The 16,633-nt window shown below is 58.9% G+C and carries 19 protein-coding genes and 1 pseudogene; 10 read left to right on the top strand and 10 right to left on the bottom strand.

Annotation, left to right across the window (positions count from 1 at the left end; all coding sequences use genetic code 11):
* Positions 1-45: 45 nt before the first annotated feature.
* Positions 46-1,140 (top strand): GNAT family N-acetyltransferase/peptidase C39 family protein, encoded by a 1,095-nt coding sequence (locus N5D53_RS08830; RefSeq protein WP_064490613.1) that lies wholly within the window; start codon positions 46-48, stop codon positions 1,138-1,140.
* A 91-nt stretch (positions 1,141-1,231) separates the two neighbouring features.
* Here the strand turns inward: N5D53_RS08830 and grxC are convergent, their stop codons facing one another.
* Positions 1,232-1,486, bottom strand: a complete 255-nt coding sequence (grxC, locus tag N5D53_RS08825) for a glutaredoxin 3 (protein ID WP_010953858.1) — start codon at positions 1,484-1,486, stop codon at positions 1,232-1,234.
* 13 nt (positions 1,487-1,499) lie between these two features.
* On the bottom strand, positions 1,500-2,018 hold the full coding sequence (locus N5D53_RS08820) for a peroxidase-related enzyme (RefSeq protein ID WP_064490612.1): 519 nt from the start codon (positions 2,016-2,018) through the stop codon (positions 1,500-1,502).
* A gap of 129 nt (positions 2,019-2,147) precedes the next feature.
* On the opposite strand from N5D53_RS08820, the gene N5D53_RS08815 reads away from it, so the two are divergent.
* Positions 2,148-2,969 (top strand): AraC family transcriptional regulator, encoded by an 822-nt coding sequence (locus N5D53_RS08815; protein WP_003248200.1) that lies wholly within the window; start codon positions 2,148-2,150, stop codon positions 2,967-2,969.
* 62 nt (positions 2,970-3,031) lie between these two features.
* Here N5D53_RS08815 and N5D53_RS08810 read toward each other — a convergent pair whose 3' ends face one another.
* Complete coding sequence (locus N5D53_RS08810; protein ID WP_190869308.1) at positions 3,032-3,910, bottom strand: LysR family transcriptional regulator; 879 nt, start codon at positions 3,908-3,910, stop codon at positions 3,032-3,034.
* Between the two features lie 107 nt (positions 3,911-4,017).
* On the opposite strand from N5D53_RS08810, the gene N5D53_RS08805 reads away from it, so the two are divergent.
* On the top strand, positions 4,018-5,019 hold the full coding sequence (locus N5D53_RS08805) for a zinc-dependent alcohol dehydrogenase family protein (protein ID WP_190869307.1): 1,002 nt from the start codon (positions 4,018-4,020) through the stop codon (positions 5,017-5,019).
* A gap of 197 nt (positions 5,020-5,216) precedes the next feature.
* Here the strand turns inward: N5D53_RS08805 and N5D53_RS08800 are convergent, their stop codons facing one another.
* From N5D53_RS08800 to N5D53_RS08785, 4 genes and pseudogenes are all read right to left on the bottom strand, one after another.
* Positions 5,217-5,732 (bottom strand): GrpB family protein, encoded by a 516-nt coding sequence (locus tag N5D53_RS08800; RefSeq protein ID WP_019438508.1) that lies wholly within the window; start codon positions 5,730-5,732, stop codon positions 5,217-5,219.
* Positions 5,733-5,850: 118 nt separating this feature from the next.
* Positions 5,851-5,982 (bottom strand): annotated as a pseudogene (locus N5D53_RS08795) (histidine phosphatase family protein); the annotation flags it as partial.
* Positions 5,983-6,033: 51 nt separating this feature from the next.
* Entirely contained in the window at positions 6,034-7,062 is a 1,029-nt protein-coding gene (locus tag N5D53_RS08790; protein WP_279840193.1) for an SDR family oxidoreductase, read from the bottom strand.
* Between the two features lie 3 nt (positions 7,063-7,065).
* Positions 7,066-7,254, bottom strand: coding sequence for a hypothetical protein (locus N5D53_RS08785; RefSeq protein ID WP_129932425.1), 189 nt, complete (start codon positions 7,252-7,254; stop codon positions 7,066-7,068).
* 117 nt (positions 7,255-7,371) lie between these two features.
* Between N5D53_RS08785 and N5D53_RS08780 the strand changes: the two genes are divergently transcribed.
* Positions 7,372-8,253, top strand: coding sequence for a LysR family transcriptional regulator (locus N5D53_RS08780; protein WP_279840192.1), 882 nt, complete (start codon positions 7,372-7,374; stop codon positions 8,251-8,253).
* A gap of 65 nt (positions 8,254-8,318) precedes the next feature.
* On the opposite strand, the gene N5D53_RS08775 is transcribed toward N5D53_RS08780, so the two are convergent.
* Positions 8,319-8,762, bottom strand: a complete 444-nt coding sequence (locus N5D53_RS08775) for a helix-turn-helix domain-containing protein (RefSeq protein WP_347881664.1) — start codon at positions 8,760-8,762, stop codon at positions 8,319-8,321.
* Positions 8,763-8,876: 114 nt separating this feature from the next.
* Here N5D53_RS08775 and N5D53_RS08770 point away from each other — a divergent pair, with 114 nt between their 5' ends.
* The 4 genes from N5D53_RS08770 (at position 8,877) to N5D53_RS08755 (ending at position 12,503) form a co-directional block, all read left to right on the top strand.
* Positions 8,877-9,875 carry an NADP-dependent oxidoreductase gene (locus N5D53_RS08770; RefSeq protein ID WP_198747044.1) on the top strand — a complete coding sequence of 333 codons (999 nt, stop codon included), beginning with the start codon at positions 8,877-8,879 and terminating at the stop codon, positions 9,873-9,875.
* Between the two features lie 46 nt (positions 9,876-9,921).
* Positions 9,922-10,716: an SDR family oxidoreductase gene (locus tag N5D53_RS08765; protein WP_020190215.1), complete on the top strand. Its 795-nt coding sequence runs from the start codon at positions 9,922-9,924 to the stop codon at positions 10,714-10,716.
* A gap of 40 nt (positions 10,717-10,756) precedes the next feature.
* Entirely contained in the window at positions 10,757-11,824 is a 1,068-nt protein-coding gene (locus tag N5D53_RS08760) for an alkene reductase (protein ID WP_064490605.1), read from the top strand.
* 199 nt (positions 11,825-12,023) lie between these two features.
* A complete protein-coding gene (locus N5D53_RS08755; protein ID WP_104887557.1) occupies positions 12,024-12,503 on the top strand; it encodes a MerR family transcriptional regulator in 480 nt (159 codons plus the stop codon).
* 15 nt (positions 12,504-12,518) lie between these two features.
* On the opposite strand, the gene N5D53_RS08750 is transcribed toward N5D53_RS08755, so the two are convergent.
* A complete protein-coding gene (locus tag N5D53_RS08750; RefSeq protein ID WP_104887885.1) occupies positions 12,519-13,445 on the bottom strand; it encodes an acetoacetate decarboxylase family protein in 927 nt (308 codons plus the stop codon).
* A gap of 114 nt (positions 13,446-13,559) precedes the next feature.
* Complete coding sequence (locus N5D53_RS08745) at positions 13,560-14,363, bottom strand: type 1 glutamine amidotransferase domain-containing protein (RefSeq protein WP_064490604.1); 804 nt, start codon at positions 14,361-14,363, stop codon at positions 13,560-13,562.
* A gap of 300 nt (positions 14,364-14,663) precedes the next feature.
* On the opposite strand from N5D53_RS08745, the gene N5D53_RS08740 reads away from it, so the two are divergent.
* Both N5D53_RS08740 and N5D53_RS08735 read left to right on the top strand, forming a co-directional pair.
* On the top strand, positions 14,664-15,920 hold the full coding sequence (locus N5D53_RS08740; RefSeq protein ID WP_064490603.1) for an NADH:flavin oxidoreductase/NADH oxidase family protein: 1,257 nt from the start codon (positions 14,664-14,666) through the stop codon (positions 15,918-15,920).
* Positions 15,921-16,087: 167 nt separating this feature from the next.
* On the top strand, positions 16,088-16,630 hold the full coding sequence (locus N5D53_RS08735) for an AAA family ATPase (protein WP_020190221.1): 543 nt from the start codon (positions 16,088-16,090) through the stop codon (positions 16,628-16,630).
* Positions 16,631-16,633: the final 3 nt, after the last annotated feature.

The following is a 16,633-nucleotide window of genomic DNA, read 5'->3' as shown; positions in this document are numbered from 1 at the left end:
TTCCCGACCTGTCCCGGTTCGTTACTCAAACATTACGGTGTTGCCATGGCTTTTGATTTTCGCTTTGCATCGGTGGCCGATATCGATGCGCTGGTTGCCCTGGAGCAGGACTGTTTCACCCTCGACCGCCTGAGCCCGCGTAATTTCAACTGGATGGTGCGACGCGCCAATGCCAGCCTTATTGTCGCTGAACAACAGGGGCATCTGGCGGGCTACGCGCTGCTGCTGTTCCATCGCGGCACGTCACTTGCCCGTCTGTATTCAATTGCCGTAAGCCCGGCCTGGCGCGGCCATGGGTTGGGCCAGCAGTTGCTGGAGCAGGCCCAGGCAAGTGCGCTTGAGCGTAATTGCGCCTGGCTGCGCCTGGAGGTGCGTGCGGACAACCCTGCGGCCATCAGCTTGTACGAAAGCAATGGCTATCAACGCTTCGCTGTGGTTGAGAACTACTACGAAGACCACAGCCAGGCGCTGCGTTTCGAGAAGCGTATCCTGCGCAGTGCTCCGCCCCCTGCACGGCAAGTGCCGTACTACGCGCAAACGACCGAGTTCACCTGCGGAGCGGCCTGCCTTTTGATGGCCATGGCTGCGGTCGAACGGGGGCGGGCCATGCACCGCAGCGAGGAAATTCAACTGTGGCGAGAAGCGACCACCATCTTCATGACGGCAGGGCACGGCGGTTGCAGTCCGCAGGGGCTTGCACTGGCGGCCTGGCGCCGCGGGTTCGAGGTGTGCATGGTGGTCAGCCAGCCTGGATCGCTGTTCCTCGATGGAGTACGCAGTGCTCAGAAAAAAGACGTAATGCAATTGGTCGAGGACGGCTTTGCCGGAGCGTTGGCCGAAACCGACGTGCATCAGGTGCTGGCGCCCGGCCTTGATGTGCGGTCAGCGTTGCAAGACGGGTTCAGGCCGGTGGTGCTGATTAGCAGCTACCGTTTCACTCGTCTGAAAGCCCCGCACTGGATCTTGGTCACGGGTTGCGATGACGAATTCGTGTACCTGCATGATCCTGATGTGGATCACAGCCGCCAAAAACGCATCCTGGACTGCCAGCATCTGCCAGTAAGCCATGCCGAATTTCAGCGCATGAGCAGTTTCGGCAGGCAGCGGGTAAGGGCCGCTGTGCTGTTGCGCGGGCGATAGAACGGCTGTGCAGGTGGGTACGTATGGCATGGGCATGGAGTGAACATGAATAGTGCTCCGGATGGGCTCACATGCCGGAGCACTTTGCGCTTCAAGCGTGAAGCAATGCCTCGAGCTGGCCCTTGCGGTCAAGACGGGCCAAGTCATCGAAGCCGCCGACATGCACCTTGCCAACAAATATCTGTGGGACAGTTCGGCGCTGGGATCGCTGCATCATTTCCGCCAGGTGCAGGGGTGACGTTTCAACGTTGATTTCGTCAGGGGTGATGCCCTTGCTCGACAGCAGTCGCTTGGCGCTCAGGCAGTATGGGCAGTGAGGGGTGGTATAGATAGTCACAGGGCTCATGGCGGTTACTCTCCTAGTTTGCCGATGGCGGAAAGTCGATATCGGTAGCGGCGATGTTGTTCAGGTAGTTGGTCAGGGTTAACAGCGTGACCTGTGCCACCACCTCCACGATCTTGCTATCAGTAAGACCTGCCTCACGCGCGGCAGCGATCTGCTCGTCACTCAACTGGCCGCGCCTTGCCGTGATCTGCTGCGCCAGTGCGGCAACGGCGCTGAGTGTGCCGGCTCGGGCTTGGCTTACGGCCTCATCGTTCAAACCCGCCTTGCCGCCGAAGAAGGTGTGTGCGGCCAGGCAGTAGTCGCACCCGTTGATTTCCGAGGTGGCGAGGGCAACGACTTCACGCTCGGCGGCGCTCAGTGAGCTTTTACCCAACGCTTGGGCGAGGCCCAGGTAACCATTGAGTGCGACCGGAGCGTGCGCCAGGGTCCTGAATGCGTTGGGAATGAAGCCGAGACCTTTTTGAATGCCTTCGAGAGCTGCGCGCGAGCCAGTAGGCGCCTGGTCCAGCGAGAGAGCGGTAATACGAGTCATGGTCGTTCTCCAATAGGTTGAGTAACCGGCTTGTCTATCAAGCTTGGGGTCCATACTAGAGAGGCAGACTTTTCTTTCGGCTTCAGATCGTCGAAGTTATGCAACAGATCGTCTAAACCTGAGTGCGCTATGGACCGACTGTCGACACTACTTAAGCACTTCAACCTGCACGCTAGTGCGTTTCACCAGGGTGGGTTCTGTGGAACGACCCACCTTGGGCAACACAGTGTCGGGCACGCCCATCTGTTGCGCTCGGGGCGTCTGGCCTTCAAGGACAAGCGTGGGCAGCGTATCGAGTTGACCGAACCCACCCTGATTCTGGCGGTGCGCCCGCAGGAGCATCACTTGCTTGCCACCGACGCCGATGAAGCGGAGTTAGTGTGCGCCACCCTGCAATTCGATGGCGGCGCCAACAATCCGCTGACCCTGGCTTTGCCGGACTTCATCATCAAGCCCCTCGGCGAATTGCAAGGCCTTGATGGCACCCTTGACTGGCTGTTCGAAGAAGCCTTTGGAGATGAGTGTGGTCGTGATGTCATTCTCAATCGCTTGTTCGAGCTGATGATCATTCAGCTGCTTCGCCACCTCATCGCCAGCCGCAGCATCGCCTCGGGAATGATGGCGGGTCTGGCCAACGCTCAGCTGTCTCGCGCGCTTGTGGGGATCCACGATGAGCCGCAGCGCAATTGGTCCGTGGCGGAACTGGCGAATCTTTCGGGCATGTCGCGGGCAAGCTTCGCTTCGCACTTTCGCGAGATCGTGGGTATTACGCCTGCGGACTACCTGGCGAACTGGCGCATCAGTTTGACGCAAAAACGCCTTCGCGAAGGGCGCCCCATTGCCCTGATCGCCGATGAGGTCGGCTACGAAAGTCCTTCTGCGCTAGCCCGAACCTTTCGCCGCAAGGTGGGTGCGAGCCCGAAACAATGGCTGCAGCAGGGAACGGTGTGACGCCTGGTCGACCGACTTGCACGCCAGGGAATGAGCAAGGTCCTGCGCCTCATCGGGGTGGCCTACACGTTCTCCCGAAGAAAATCGATGAACGCCATCGTCCTTGCCGAGCGGCGCCGCTCACGGCTGAACACGGCGCTGACCGGCAGCGCGGTCGTCTGGTATTCGTCGAGCAGGCTACACACGCCACCCTGCTCGAAGTCCGCAGCAAACAGCCACTGCGGAGACAGGGAGATGCCCAGGCCTCCGAGGACCATCTCACGAATGGCCTCGCTGTTGTTGCTGGTGACGTTGCCTTTGATTGCAACCTCAAGTGCTTCGCCACGACGGGTGAAGTGCCAGCGGTCGTAATGCTCAAGCAAGGTGAAGGCGATGCAGTTGTGGCCTGCCAGTTCGGCGGGCTCGCGTGGCTGGCCATGGCGATCGAGATAGGCCGGTGCAGCATAGACTCGCCGTGTGCTGGTGCCCAGGGGCACGGCCACCAGCCCCTCGCTCTTCACCACACCAATGCGGATGGCCAGGTCGATGTTTTCCATGAGCAGGTCTTCGTTGTAATCGTTCAGGCGCAGGTCAATCTGCACATCGGGGTGGCGCTGTAGAAAAGCCCCGATCAGGGGCGCTATGCACAGCCTCCCATAGCTGACCGGTGCGGCTATTCGCAGGGGGCCGGCGATCTGCTCCTGGCCGCTGGCGAAGCTGCGCGTGGCATGCTCTAGCTGGCTGAGAATCTCCTGGCAGTGGCTGTAGAAGCGTTGCCCTTGATCGGTGAGGGCGAGGTGCCGGGTGCTGCGGGCGAACACGGCTCCGCCCAGGTACTGCTCCAACGCACGGACCTGCTTGCTGACTGCCGGCTGCCCCATGTTCAGCTCCCGAGCTACTGCGGAAAACGAGCCGCGCTCCACGACGCGCACGAAGATGCGCATGCTGTCGAACAGGTCCATCGCTATTGGGCCTCTTTGGGGAATAAGTAATATCCAAATTTAGTTTCTTATCGGAATGAGGAAGACGGTGCAACCTGTAAGCGTCCACTCATTCAGAGGTTCCCGTCATGAATCAGACCATGTTTGCCGCTATCGCCGAATCCGCCCAGACCCCGCTGGTCGTGCGCCACATCGCCCGCCCTGTGCCCGGTAAGGGACAGGTATTGGTGCGGATTCACGCCGCCGGGGTCAACCCGCTCGACACCAAGATTGCAATCGGTGCGGGTGCTCACGCCCGCCAGGAGTTGCCGGCCGTGCTCGGCCTGGATCTCGCCGGTACGGTCGTCGAACTGGGCGAGGCAGTTGATGGCTTCACGCCTGGCCAGGAGGTCTTCGGCATGGCCGGCGGAATCGGCGGCGCCCAAGGCACCCTGGCCGAATACATCGCCGTGGATGCCAGGCTGATTGCATCTAAGCCGCATGCACTCGGCATGCGTGAGGCTGCCGCGCTGCCGTTGGTATTCATCACCGCCTGGGAAGGTTTGGTAGATCACGCCAATGTTCGTAGTGGTCAGCGTGTGCTGATTCATGGCGGCGCAGGTGGCGTCGGCCAAGTTGCGGTGCAATTGGCCAAGGCTCGCGGTGCCGAAGTCTACGCCACCGGTTCCGCGGGCAGTCTAGACTTCATTCGCTCGCTGGGGGCCACGGCAATTGACTATCAGGCGCAGGGTGTAGAGGCCTATGTCGAACAATTTACGGCCGGGGAAGGTTTCGACATCGTTTATGACACCGTCGGCGGCAGCACGTTGGACGCGTCATTCAAGGCAGTAAAGCCTTATACCGGGCACGTACTCAGCTGCCTCGGTTGGGGCCAGCACAGTCTCGCGCCTTTATCCTTCAAAAGTGCCACCTACTCGGGCGTATTTACCCTGGCACCGCTGCTAACCGGCAAGGGACGCGAACACCATGGAAGTATCCTGCGCGAGGCTGCCGTTCTGGCCAATGCCGGGCAACTGGCGATCCGGGTGGACCCGCAACAGTTTGCATTGGATGAGGTCAACGACGCATTCCGACAGGTCGCCGAAGGTCGCGGCAGGGGCAAGACGGTTATCCAGTTGATAAGTGAATAGTCTCCTGAGCTTTATCTATCAGTAATTACCCGCCGGAAACGCCCGCTTCAAGCCTTGATGGCAAGTGATCATGAAAGTCCTTCCTTGATGTGAGGGGCTTTGTTCCAGGCGGTGCCGGCGGCCGGCCAAGCTGGCCGCAATCGAAGTGGTGACTTCGTCGCTACTGTCGGGACGAAAGGGTGTGCCAGAAAAACCGATCATTCACGCGTGGTTATACCGGCATGAAGCAGCGCCGCGATAATGAAAGGAGCCTTTTTCTCTAGATACTCAGCCATCCCACCCGTATTGCTCGACTCCAACTGAAGCTTCAGCGTTTCATACTGTTGGCGGATCGAGGCATCGCGCCTGAGCAAATCTCTGAACCCCAGCATCTGAGTGATCGTCAGGTGGTCGCGGGTACAAACATGGAGCTTGTGCGTGCGAATCCCATCCACATTGCGCCGGTAGAAATGATGGCCCTCTGACAGATCACTTCCCCGTACATACCCCAAAGCCATCAACACCTCGTCCCGCGTCGAGGTATTGCGATGCGCGTGAACCTCAATGAGCACATCCAGTTCGGGCTTCGCCGCCAGCCCTGGGACAGACGTGCTTCCAACGTGGTGGATAGCAATCAGTTCAGCGTCGAATGCCGAGGCAATGAGTGGCTTGTCTGTCAGGAAACGGGCGGGCCATGTGGGATCGTAGGGGGTAATCTTGCTGGTCAGTGCCATGTCCGTTCCTTGGCGATAACTACATGAGGCGCCGGATTGTCCATCAAGGCGTGTGCATTTGCCACCGACTTACAGGGCAATCACTGTCGCCGAGATGTGTCTTCGGAATCCGGGCGATTCACGCTTCAACACCCGCATATCGATAGACCGTCGCACTCCAATACTGGCTGCCGCTACGCGTTTGGCGTTTCCATCCGTCTGCCATCAGTTGTTTGGAGATCATCCGGTTCATGAAACCGTGACCGAACAATGGCTGTGACTCGTTTTGGCTGGCCGTGGCGCATCAGGATTATTTCCCCGCTCACAGTCGGCTGCCTTTTTCAAACCAGCCGTGATCACGGTACCACGCCACGGTGTCGGCGATTGTCAGCTCGAGTGCCCGGAAACTCAGCCCAAGCTCCTGTTCACTCTTGCGGTGGTCGAAACGGGTGCGGTCCTGCTCTCGAACCAGTAGACGCAACGTGGCCATGCTCAGCAGAATGGGTCTGCCGGTCAGGCGCGCGTAGATCTCCTGCACAGCCGCCAAGGTGTATAGAAAGGGCAGCGGTATTTGTCGGGCTGGTGTCTTGACGCCCGCCATGCGTCCTAAAACAGGCATCAGTTCGCGCATTGTCATATGTCGACCCGCCGCGAGATAGCGCTCACCTCGGCGCCCATGTCTGGCTGCGGCAATTTGTGCCAATGCCACATCGCGGGCATCGACAATGGAAAAACTGCCAGGGATCAACCCGGGCAAATTGCCCTGTACCACATCGTTGACCAATTGCCCCGACGAGGTTGGGCCAATGTCGCCAGGCCCCCACATCCAGCCAGGCAGGACCATACAGGCATGCATCTGGGGGTGGCTCTCAAGGAACGACAACACGACACGGTCAGCGAGGATCTTGCTGCGGTAGTAGTCATCGGCGTCGGCGTCAGCCCTCAGGCAGTTCTCCTCGATGGACGTGCCAGGTGCGCCGTTGAGCACAGCAATGGAAGACGTATGGATGAACCGACGTATGCCGGCCCCGTAGGCCTGCTCAAGCAGGCGCCGCGTACCCGACACGTTTATCTGTTCGAGTTCGTTCCAGTGGCTGCCGCCCTTGTAGCTATCGCGGAAGAACGCGGCTGTGTGAAATACCGTATCGCAGCCTTGCAGCGACGCTGCGAATGCGTCGACCTTGGCCATGTCCCCAACGACCAGTTCCACCCCCGGCAGATTGTTGAACTGCTGTTCACCTTTGGCTTTTGAGCGGACCAGGCCTTTGACCGTGTAGCCGCAAGCGACCAATTCACGCACCAGGTTGTTGCCCAGCAAGCCGGTTGCTCCGGTCACAAATACGCTGCGCATGGCTCAACACGCTCGCTGTTCGGTTAACGGCAGCAACACGGCGCTGTCGAAAAAGGCCTTGTCCATGACGACAAGACCCATGGTATCGAGGTGGATGCAATCGTTGCCAACCACTGCAAGCAACGCCTCTGGATCTGGTCGATTGAAAGCGCCAGAGGCGTGCTGCGCACAGGCGTTGGGGGTGATAGTCATAAAGTCCGGTCCATTCGTATCGAAGGGCTATAGATATACCTTTGAGGATGCTTTCGAAAAACAGCAATCACTGCATAATGGCTTTGCATATTCGCAAAGCCAGGAATGACTGACAGTATGACATCGCACGCAAATTGGGATGATCTTCGCCTTCTGCTGGCCGTTTCGCGACGTGGCAGCTTTCTTCAGGCGGGACAATTGCTCGGTATCGCAGCTTCTACCTTGTCACGCCGCCTGACCCAACTTGAGGTTGCAGTGGGCGAGCCACTTGTCGAGCGCGGCGTTGAAGGGTGCCGGCTGACGTCCCGGGGGCAATCCCTGGTGGAAGTTGCTATCGCTGCAGAATCAGGCTTGAGGCGGCAAACCCTTTCTGACACATCGCAGCAGCCTACCGAGCTGTCCGGCAGTGTGTTGGTCAGTGCAGGGGAGGGGTTCTCGGATTACGTTCTGGAGGCGATAAGGCGCTTTACATCCCTGCACCCGCGTTGCTCCGTGGAGCTAACGGTGGCAGCCGAGTTTCACAAGATCGCCCGCGGCGTGGCAGATGTTGCTGTGCGCACCGCCCATCTGGGGGAACCGTCACTGATTTATCGACCCATTGGCCGGCTCGCCTACGGCATCTTTGCTGCCCCGGGTTATCTGAAGCAATTTCCAGGCGTGACGCTTTCCACGGCGGTCAGTATTTCCTTGCTTCCCCCGCTGGATATCTTGCCGCAAATGCGAGCGGCAAAGGCCGCGGGTCTGGACCGCGCGCAGATCAGCGTGAACTCGTTCGCCGTGCAGCTCCAGTCGGTGAGGCGAGGGATGGGGGTGGCTGTGCTGCCCCGTATCGCGGCTACCGATTTGGTCCAGCTGTTCCCGCATCTCCAGCTTCCAGATATGGAGATCTATTTGGTGACCCGGCCTCAGGCCTTGAAGCAAGCTCACATCAAATGCTTTTTTGACACCTTGGAGCGGGTTCTGCTCGAAGCCCTGTCCTCGGCACATGTTGACGCTTGATCCAGCAGCACCCTGATCACTGCGCAGCACCTCACCGGCCGCTGACCAAGGCTGCAGAGGTCGTGTCAACTTTCCTCAGGTGTGACAATGCACAGGGGGCGCGTGCCGATCTTTGCCCCCGTAATCTCGTCCACGGCGACAGCTTTGATTTCTGTGCCTGTTTGCGCATCGAAGAAGCGCGTCAGCTTACCACCGCCTCGGTATTGCCGGCCCCATGCACCAATCATGAACAGAACAGGCAGAAAATCGCGACCCGCAGCGGTCAGCAGGTACTCCTCCCTAGGCGGGTGCTCGGAGTAGCGCCGCTTCTCCAGTAATCCTTCCTCCGTCAGTGTCGCCAGCCGGCGGGTCAGCATTGTCGGTGCAATACCCAGGCTTTTCCTGAATTGGTCAAAGCGAGAAAGGCCGGCATGGGCATCACGCAGGATCAATATGCTCCAGGCATCACCGGCAACTGCCAGGCTGCGGGCGATTGGGCACGGGTTATCGCAACTATTTTTCACGTCCATACTATTTTGATAGTGACCTGCCTGCGAAAGGGTAGTATTGTCTGTATCAAATCGATAGTAACACCTCGATGACGAGCCATCCACCCGCAAAAACCAATGATGAATAGCCGAACCATGCAAGCACTGACCTTCAAGCGCTACGGCAAGTCACCCGACATCGGGTTGGCCGACGTTCCCCGCCCCACGCCAAAGGCTGACGAATTACTGGTGCAAGTTCACGCTGCCGGCCTGAACCCGATCGACAACATGATTCCAACGGGGATGTTCAAGCCTGTATTGCATTTCCAGCTGCCAGCCACCCTGGGCAGCGATCTGGCCGGCATCGTGACCGAGGTAGGTAGCAATGTGACCCGCTTCAAGCCAGGCGATGCTGTCTTCGCCAGCATCTTCGATCTTGGCACAGGGGCGATTGCGCAATTCGCGGTTGTGCCGGAAAGCGCCGCCGCGCTGAAACCGGCCAATCTGAGCTTCGAGCAGGCGGCGTCGATCCCGATGGTCGGCCTCACCTCATGGCAAGCGCTGAAAGAGCGCCTCAAGCTTCAGGCCGGGCAGAAGGTGTTCATTCCTGCCGGGTCGGGCGGTATCGGTACGTTCGCAATCCAGTTGGCCAAACACCTCGGTGCAAAGGTGGGCACCACCACCAGTACAGGCAACGTTGACCTGGTGCGCGCTCTGGGGGCGGACGAGGTTGTGGACTACAAGACGCAGGATTTCGAGACCGTGCTGCGCGACTACGACGCGGTGCTCGGAACCGTAAGGGGGGATGCGATTGAAAAATCCTTGTCCATCCTCAGACCCGGAAGCCAGATTGTCTCGCTCATTGGCCCACTGGATGCTGCGTTCGCCCGGGCCAAACGCCTGAACCTCCTCCTGACCTTCGTGTTCGGCCTGATGAGCCGCAAGATCATGCGCCTGGCAAAGAGGCGGAATGTCCAATACTCGTTTCTTTTCGTGCAGCCCGACGGTGCCCAACTCGCCGAAATCGGCAAGCTTTTGGATGCCCAGCAAATTCAGCCGGTGATCGACCGGGTATTTCCGTTCGAGGACGCAAAGGGTGCGCTTGAGTACCTTGCTCAAGGGCGCTCCAAGGGCAAGGTCGTAATCAAGATGTGACTGCCGCCGTATTTCTCACACAACCATCGACATAAAGGTAACTTCCATGACCACCCGTCCGACCGTACTCATTACTGGCGCCTCCAGCGGCATTGGCGCCACCTACGCCGAGCGTTTCGCCCGTCGTGGCCACGATCTCATCCTTGTGGCGCGCGACACATCGCGCATGGAGGCGCTTGCATTACGCTTGCGCGAGGAAAGCCATGTGGCCGTTGAGGTGCTGCCAGCCGACCTGACCAGCTCGGCAGACCTGTCCGTGCTTGAAAGTAGACTGCGCGACGACGCCAATATCGGCGTGTTGATCAACAACGCGGGTATGGCCCAATCGGGTGGTTTCCTCGACCAGTCCGCTGAAGCTATTGAGCGCCTTGTCACGCTCAACACCACCGCGCTGACGCGGCTCGCTGCTGCAATCGCGCCGCGCCTCGCGCAGTCGGGCACTGGTGCGATCGTCAACGTGGGGTCAGTGGTGGGTTTTGCGCCCGAGTTCGGCATGTCCATCTACGGCGCTACCAAAGCCTTCGTGCTGTTTCTGTCACAGGGGCTGAGTCAGGAGCTGTCACCCAAGGGCGTCTACGTGCAAGCGGTGCTGCCGGCAGCGACCCGCACCGAGATCTGGGCGCGTGCCGGCATTGACGTCAACACACTCCCGGAGGTGATGGAGGTCGGTGAGCTGGTCGATGCTGCACTTGTCGGTTTCGACCGTCGCGAGTTGGTAACCATCCCGCCACTTCATGTTGCCGAGCGCTGGGATGCGCTGGAAGGTGCGCGTCAAGGGCTGATGTCTGACATTCGACAAACCCACGCGGCTGAACGATATCAGCGCCCACTGAACGCGTGATTGTGTACGAATGATCGAATCCGCCACCCAGGAGACTTCCATGAACGACCGCTTGTTCACCCCTGCGCAGCTCGGCAACCTCACACTGAAGAACCGCATTGTTATGGCGCCGCTGACCCGCAGCCGCGCGATCGGCAACCAGCCCAATGAACTGATGGCAGAGTACTACCGCCTTCGGGCGGATGCCGGACTGATCATCACCGAAGGCACCTCTCCATCACCCAATGGCCTGGGTTACCCACGTATCCCTGGCCTGTTCAACGAAGAGCACGTGCAAAACTGGCGACGCGTGACCGATGGCGTTCACCAAGCCGGCGGCAGGATTTTTGTGCAGTTGATGCACACCGGGCGGGTCAGCCACCCCGCGAACCTGCCGGCAGGCGCCCGCGTCCTGGCACCTTCGGCGATTGCCGCTCCCGGCGAGATGTGGACCGACAGCGAGGGCATGCAGCCGCATCCTGTCCCACACGCCATGAGCGAGGCGGACATCGCCCAGAGCATCAGCGAATACGCAGCTTCGGCCAAACTGGCGATACAAGCGGGTTTCGATGGCGTCGAATTGCATGCAGCCAATGGCTATCTGATTGACCAATTCCTCAATACCGCATCCAACCAGCGCAATGATCGCTGGGGAGGCCCGGTAGAAAACCGCATCCGCTTCGCGGTCGAAGTTGCCAAGGCAACGGTCGACGCCATTGGCGCGGAACGGGTTGGCATGCGTATCTCGCCGTATGGGGTTTTCAACGGCCAACTACCGGATGCCGATATGGACGCAATGTACCTGGGCCTGATTGAGGCATTGAATGCGCTTGGCCTGCTCTATATCCACATCGTCGATCACAGCGCCATGGGGGCGCCCGAAGTCAGCCCCGAATTGAAATCCGCGATCCGCGCCGCTTTCACCGGCCAGTACATACTCTCCGGTGGCTATGATGTCGCCCGCGCCAATGCGGACCTCGACGCGCAGCGTGGCGACCTGGTGGCTTTCGGTCGTCCGTTCATTTCGAACCCGGACCTGGTCGCCAAGCTAGCGTCGGGACAGCACTTGGTAGAACCTGACAGTTCGACCTTTTATACACCCGGAGAAAAGGGATATACCGATTATTGAGGTCTGTCGTCCTGTCAGACCCGACCCAGGCGGGCGGTTACCCATGCAGTGTCCATCCCAGACCCCAATCGTCCGCGCTGAGCGGCCTCCGCTTACCCCATGAATTTCCGTGGCGACCAAGTCACACGTTGTGCTTGGCCGCCCGATGACTTCAGGTTTAAAGTCAACTTTAAGGTCAATAGGTTTTTCAGGGTGAGGTATGAGAATAGGTGAACTGGCAAAAATCAGTGGACTGGCTCCGTCACGCATTCGATTCTATGAGGCCAGTGGCCTGATCAGCTCCGTCGAGCGCAAGGCCAATGGATACCGGGACTATGCGGCTGATACCGAATGGGTTCTGCAACTGATAACCAGCGCACAGGCGGCGGGTTTTTCTCTTGAGGAGATCCGGCAACTGATGCCGATGAACGCCAGTGGCTGGCGGCACGACGAGTTGCTCACTGGGCTCAAGCAAAAGGTTGAGGAAATCAGTGCGCTGGAGGAACGGCTAGCACAAAACAAAGCGCAACTTCTGCTCGTCATCGAAGGCATCGAGGGTAAGCCCGAAGGCATGGCGTGCGCGGACAATGCGCAAATGCTGATAAATCGTTTGCGTGAAGAAGGGGTTGGCCAAGCGTCCGGCAAGCGTGCGGTAACGTCTTCCACAAGAAAAAACACCCGCCAGGCTTCCGGGGCCTGACAGGCGCAAAAGGTCTCAACGCTCGCCAATCAGGCCGGCGAGCGGTTTGGGTGCATAGAGCGCACTCTGGAACTCTGGCACGTATTCGTACTTCATCATTTTCCCAAGCTTCAGGGTGCGGAGGTAATTCGACAGACTGCCGTCGCCTAGTGTGAGGGTGGCTGAATCTGCGTCGCGGCTCGAGCCGTGACGGAGTTGGCGGGAAACCGCATAACCGTATGCCAAGTGGCCCTGATGATCGAGATTGGTGAAGCTGCTGGTGACGATATCGACTTCGCGTGAGAGCTTGTCGAGTTTCTTCGCTTTGAAGGACACATCGACTTTTCCGGTCTGGCTGTCGGTGATGTCATAGACCACAGACTGGGCATCTTCTTTGCGGTCGATACCAGTCAGCCATTTAGGCAGGTTGTAACCGACGACACCACGCACCCGTGCAAGCTCGGTATTGACCGGCAGCTTGAGCACATAGCCCCAGAAGTCGCCGGACATCGACTGGCCAATCAGTGTGAACGGACCCAGATTGGCTTTGCCTGGCGTGTTGGTAATGATCGACACCGCCACTTCGTTATAGGCGTCGTTATCACAATGCTCATAGGTGTATGCAGTAAACGCAACCAAGCCACGGCCTGGCCAGACTTGCAGGGGAGATGCGGTTGCTAGTACTTCCGGCGGCATCAATGCCCGAAGTGCGTCCAAGTCGGCCGTGTAGACAGCCGTTACCCGACTGTTCTGGTAGTAAAAGTTCGGGGAGTATGACTCGAAGCCGATGTCGACCTTGTGCTTTTCCAGTCCTTTGAACCAGCTCAAATCAACACCCGGCAGCTCTGCTGCAATCACCGACAAGGGCGGGTTCGAGCGATAACGGTCGTACAGGCCGCCTTTGACGACCGGCACCGGGTGGCCTGCGATTTCGATTGTGTTGGTTTCAGTCGACGTGAGCATTTCAGGCGTCCCCGCCAACCCTTGGTTGGCAATTGAGCTGAACAGCAATCCTGTTAATGCGGTGCTTGCAAGTTTCAATCGGTCTTTCTCCGCGGGTGGGAACAACTTGAGGGTTCAGCGAGCTACGTTGTCGCCAGAGAGCACCGCCATCACCGCTTCAGCTACGGCTTTGGGTGATTGAGGGTTTTGGCCGGTGACAAGCCTTCCATCCGTGATGGCAAATGACGTGAAGGGCAGCCAGCCTTTGCGGTACCGAGCCCCCTGACTCACCAACTTGTCCTCAAGGAAGAAGGGCACCTGGCTTTTCATGCCGGAGAACAGTTCTTCGCGATCAGAGAAGCCGGTGATGTTCTTGCCCTTGATGATCAACTGGCCCTTTTCATCCTTCAGATCCAGCAGGCCCGCTACGCCATGGCAGACGGCCGAGACGATGCCACCCTGGTTGTAGATGGTTTCGGCGACACGTCGCAGGTCGGGATTATTGGGGAAGTCCCACATCACGCCATGGCCCCCGGTGAAGTAGATGACGCCGAACTGGGACGGATCGATATCGGCGATCGGCAGCGTGTTCTGCAAGCGGGCGCGAAAGGCCGGGGACTGCAAATGCTCACGCGCGGCTTTGTCCATGTACAGCCAACCGAGACTGCGCTCGTCCAGTGGCACCGCACCGCCTTTGGGACTGGCAAAAACTGTGCTGTAGCCAGCCGCCTCCACCACATCGGTGAAATGCGTCAGCTCAGTAAGCCACAACCCCGTGGAATCGGTGCGTGAGGGATATCTGGCGTGATTGGTCATGATCACCAGAATCTGGCGATTCTTGGCAGTCGTTGTGGAAGCGGCGGTGCCAGCATTTGCAAATGTCATGAAAGCGCTACCTATCAGTACCAACGCATAAGAAACAAAGGTCTTGAGCATCATCCGAGCTCCATCACTCAAGCAGGCCAGTGCATGCTCACCTTAAACCTCGCTTTAAGGTCAATCCCCTTGCTGCAAATAATGTCCGATGCATTTGGCGCTGGGTTTGATTCGCGCTCGAGCTTTTCACCCGGTACGGCCAAGACTTCGACTGAACACTCCCCACTCGGTTGTTGGACGCCCATCGGGTGACGCACTTGCCAGGTGCCGGCGTATTGGAAATCGACTGATCTTGAAAAAGGTATTGACCTTAAAGTTGACTTCAAACTTAAGGTGGCCTCATATCCAGTTGAGGACTGCTCCATGAATGTGTTCGACACCCTGATGCTTCCCAACGGTTCGACCGTCAAGAACCGTATCGCCAAAGCCGCCATGGAAGAGAACATGGCGGATGCCGACCAGGCGCCTTCCGAAGCACTCATGCGTCTCTATCAAGCGTGGGCCGACGGTGGTGCCGGCCTGATTATCACTGGCAATGTGATGGTCGACGGCCGCGCCATGACCGGGCCGGGTGGCGTGGTATTACAGGACGATCAGCAACTGGACAAGTTCAAGCGCTGGGCGCGTATTGGTCGATCCGGTGGTGCGCAGTTCTGGTTGCAGATTAACCACCCAGGGCGGCAGATGCAGTCCAATCTTGGGCAAAAAACCTGGGCACCGTCAGCCGTGCCGCTGGAACTGGGCAAATTGTCCAAGCGTTTTGCCACGCCTCACGCGATGCCACTCGGCGTGATCGAAGAGGTTATTCAGCGCTTTGCGAACACCGCACGCCTGGGCGAACAAGCCGGATTCACAGGTGTGGAGATCCACGCTGCCCACGGCTATTTGTTGAGCCAGTTCCTTTCGCCGCTGACCAACCAAAGGACGGACGAGTGGGGTGGCTCTCTGGAAAACCGGGCGCGCCTGTTGCTCGAAATCGTCAAGGCGGTCAGGGCCGTGGTTTCTGTGGATTTTGCAGTGGCGGTCAAACTCAACTCCGCCGATTTCCAGCGCGGAGGGTTCACCACCGAAGACGCGAAAAAGGTCGTTGAGTGGCTCAACGACCTGGGCGTAGACATGGTGGAGTTATCGGGAGGCAGCTACGAAGTACCCGCCATGCAGGGTGACGCGCGCGATGGTCGCACCCTGGCTCGCGAAGCGTATTTCGTCGAGTTCGCCCGTGATCTCCAAACCGTTGCCAAAATGCCGGTGATGGTCACTGGCGGTATACGTCGGCGCCCGGTGGCCGAAAGCGTCGTGCAGAGCGGTGTGGACATGGTGGGTATCGGAACGGCGTTAGCCATCGATCCGCACTTGCCTCGTGACTGGTTGCAGGGCAAGGACAACGCCCCTCAATTGCCGCCGATCACCTGGAAAAACAAGGCCATCGCATCCTTGGCGAACATGGCAGTAGTGAAGTTTCAACTGCGCAAACTCAGCCGGGCTAAAAAGCCCGATCCGAGCGTTTCGCCGTTGCGCGCGCTGATCCAGCAACAGCTCTTCATGGCCTGTCGCGCTCGCCAGTATCGAAGATGGGTTGAAACGTCTGCGCATTACAACGGCCTGGAAGACGCAAGATGACGCTGGCCAGACCTGCGTTGCACCAGACTACGCCCTGGTTCATGAAGATGTCCTCGGCGAGTTCATCACCCAATGCCGCGACGCTGTTGCCCGTGCCTTGACCGCGTCGCCCATTGCCGTAAAATCGCGCGCCCGAAATTCAGTAGGCATGGCGAGAGGGAGCTTCAATGCAACGGGTGATGATCATTGGTCAGCCAGGGTCTGGGAAAAGTACCCTGGCGCGCAAGCTTGGCGAGCGCACAGGCTTGCCGGTCGTGCATATCGACACGATTCATTGGCAGCCAGGGTGGGTCGAGCGGAGCCGCGACGAGAAGACGCGTCTTTGTCATGAGATCGAGGCCCGTGAGCGCTGGATCTTCGAAGGCGGGCATTCGACCACATGGAACAACCGGCTGGCCCGCGCTGACATGTTGATATGGATTGATCGCTCGGCGCCGCTCCGATTCTGGCGCGTGCTCCGCAGAACAATGTTGAACCGCGGTCGATCCCGGCCTGACTTGCCGGAAAACTGCCCGGAACTGCTGGCCAACCTGCCGGAGTTTTTCAGGTTCATGTGGCGGACGAAAACCTCGTCTCGGGAGGCGATGAAGCGATTCGTGGCGACGGCCCCGTCGGGCTGTCGCGTGGTCTGCCTGCGGACCAATCGGGATACCGATGTTTTTCTCGCGAGTATGGGCACGCAACCGGATCAGGTCGTGCAAGGTCATTGACTG

It is taken from the genome of Pseudomonas sp. GD03862 (assembly GCF_029840855.1).
Taxonomy (GTDB): Bacteria; Pseudomonadota; Gammaproteobacteria; order Pseudomonadales; family Pseudomonadaceae; genus Aquipseudomonas; species Aquipseudomonas alloputida.
This window is presented reverse-complemented; position numbering and strand designations above follow the sequence as displayed.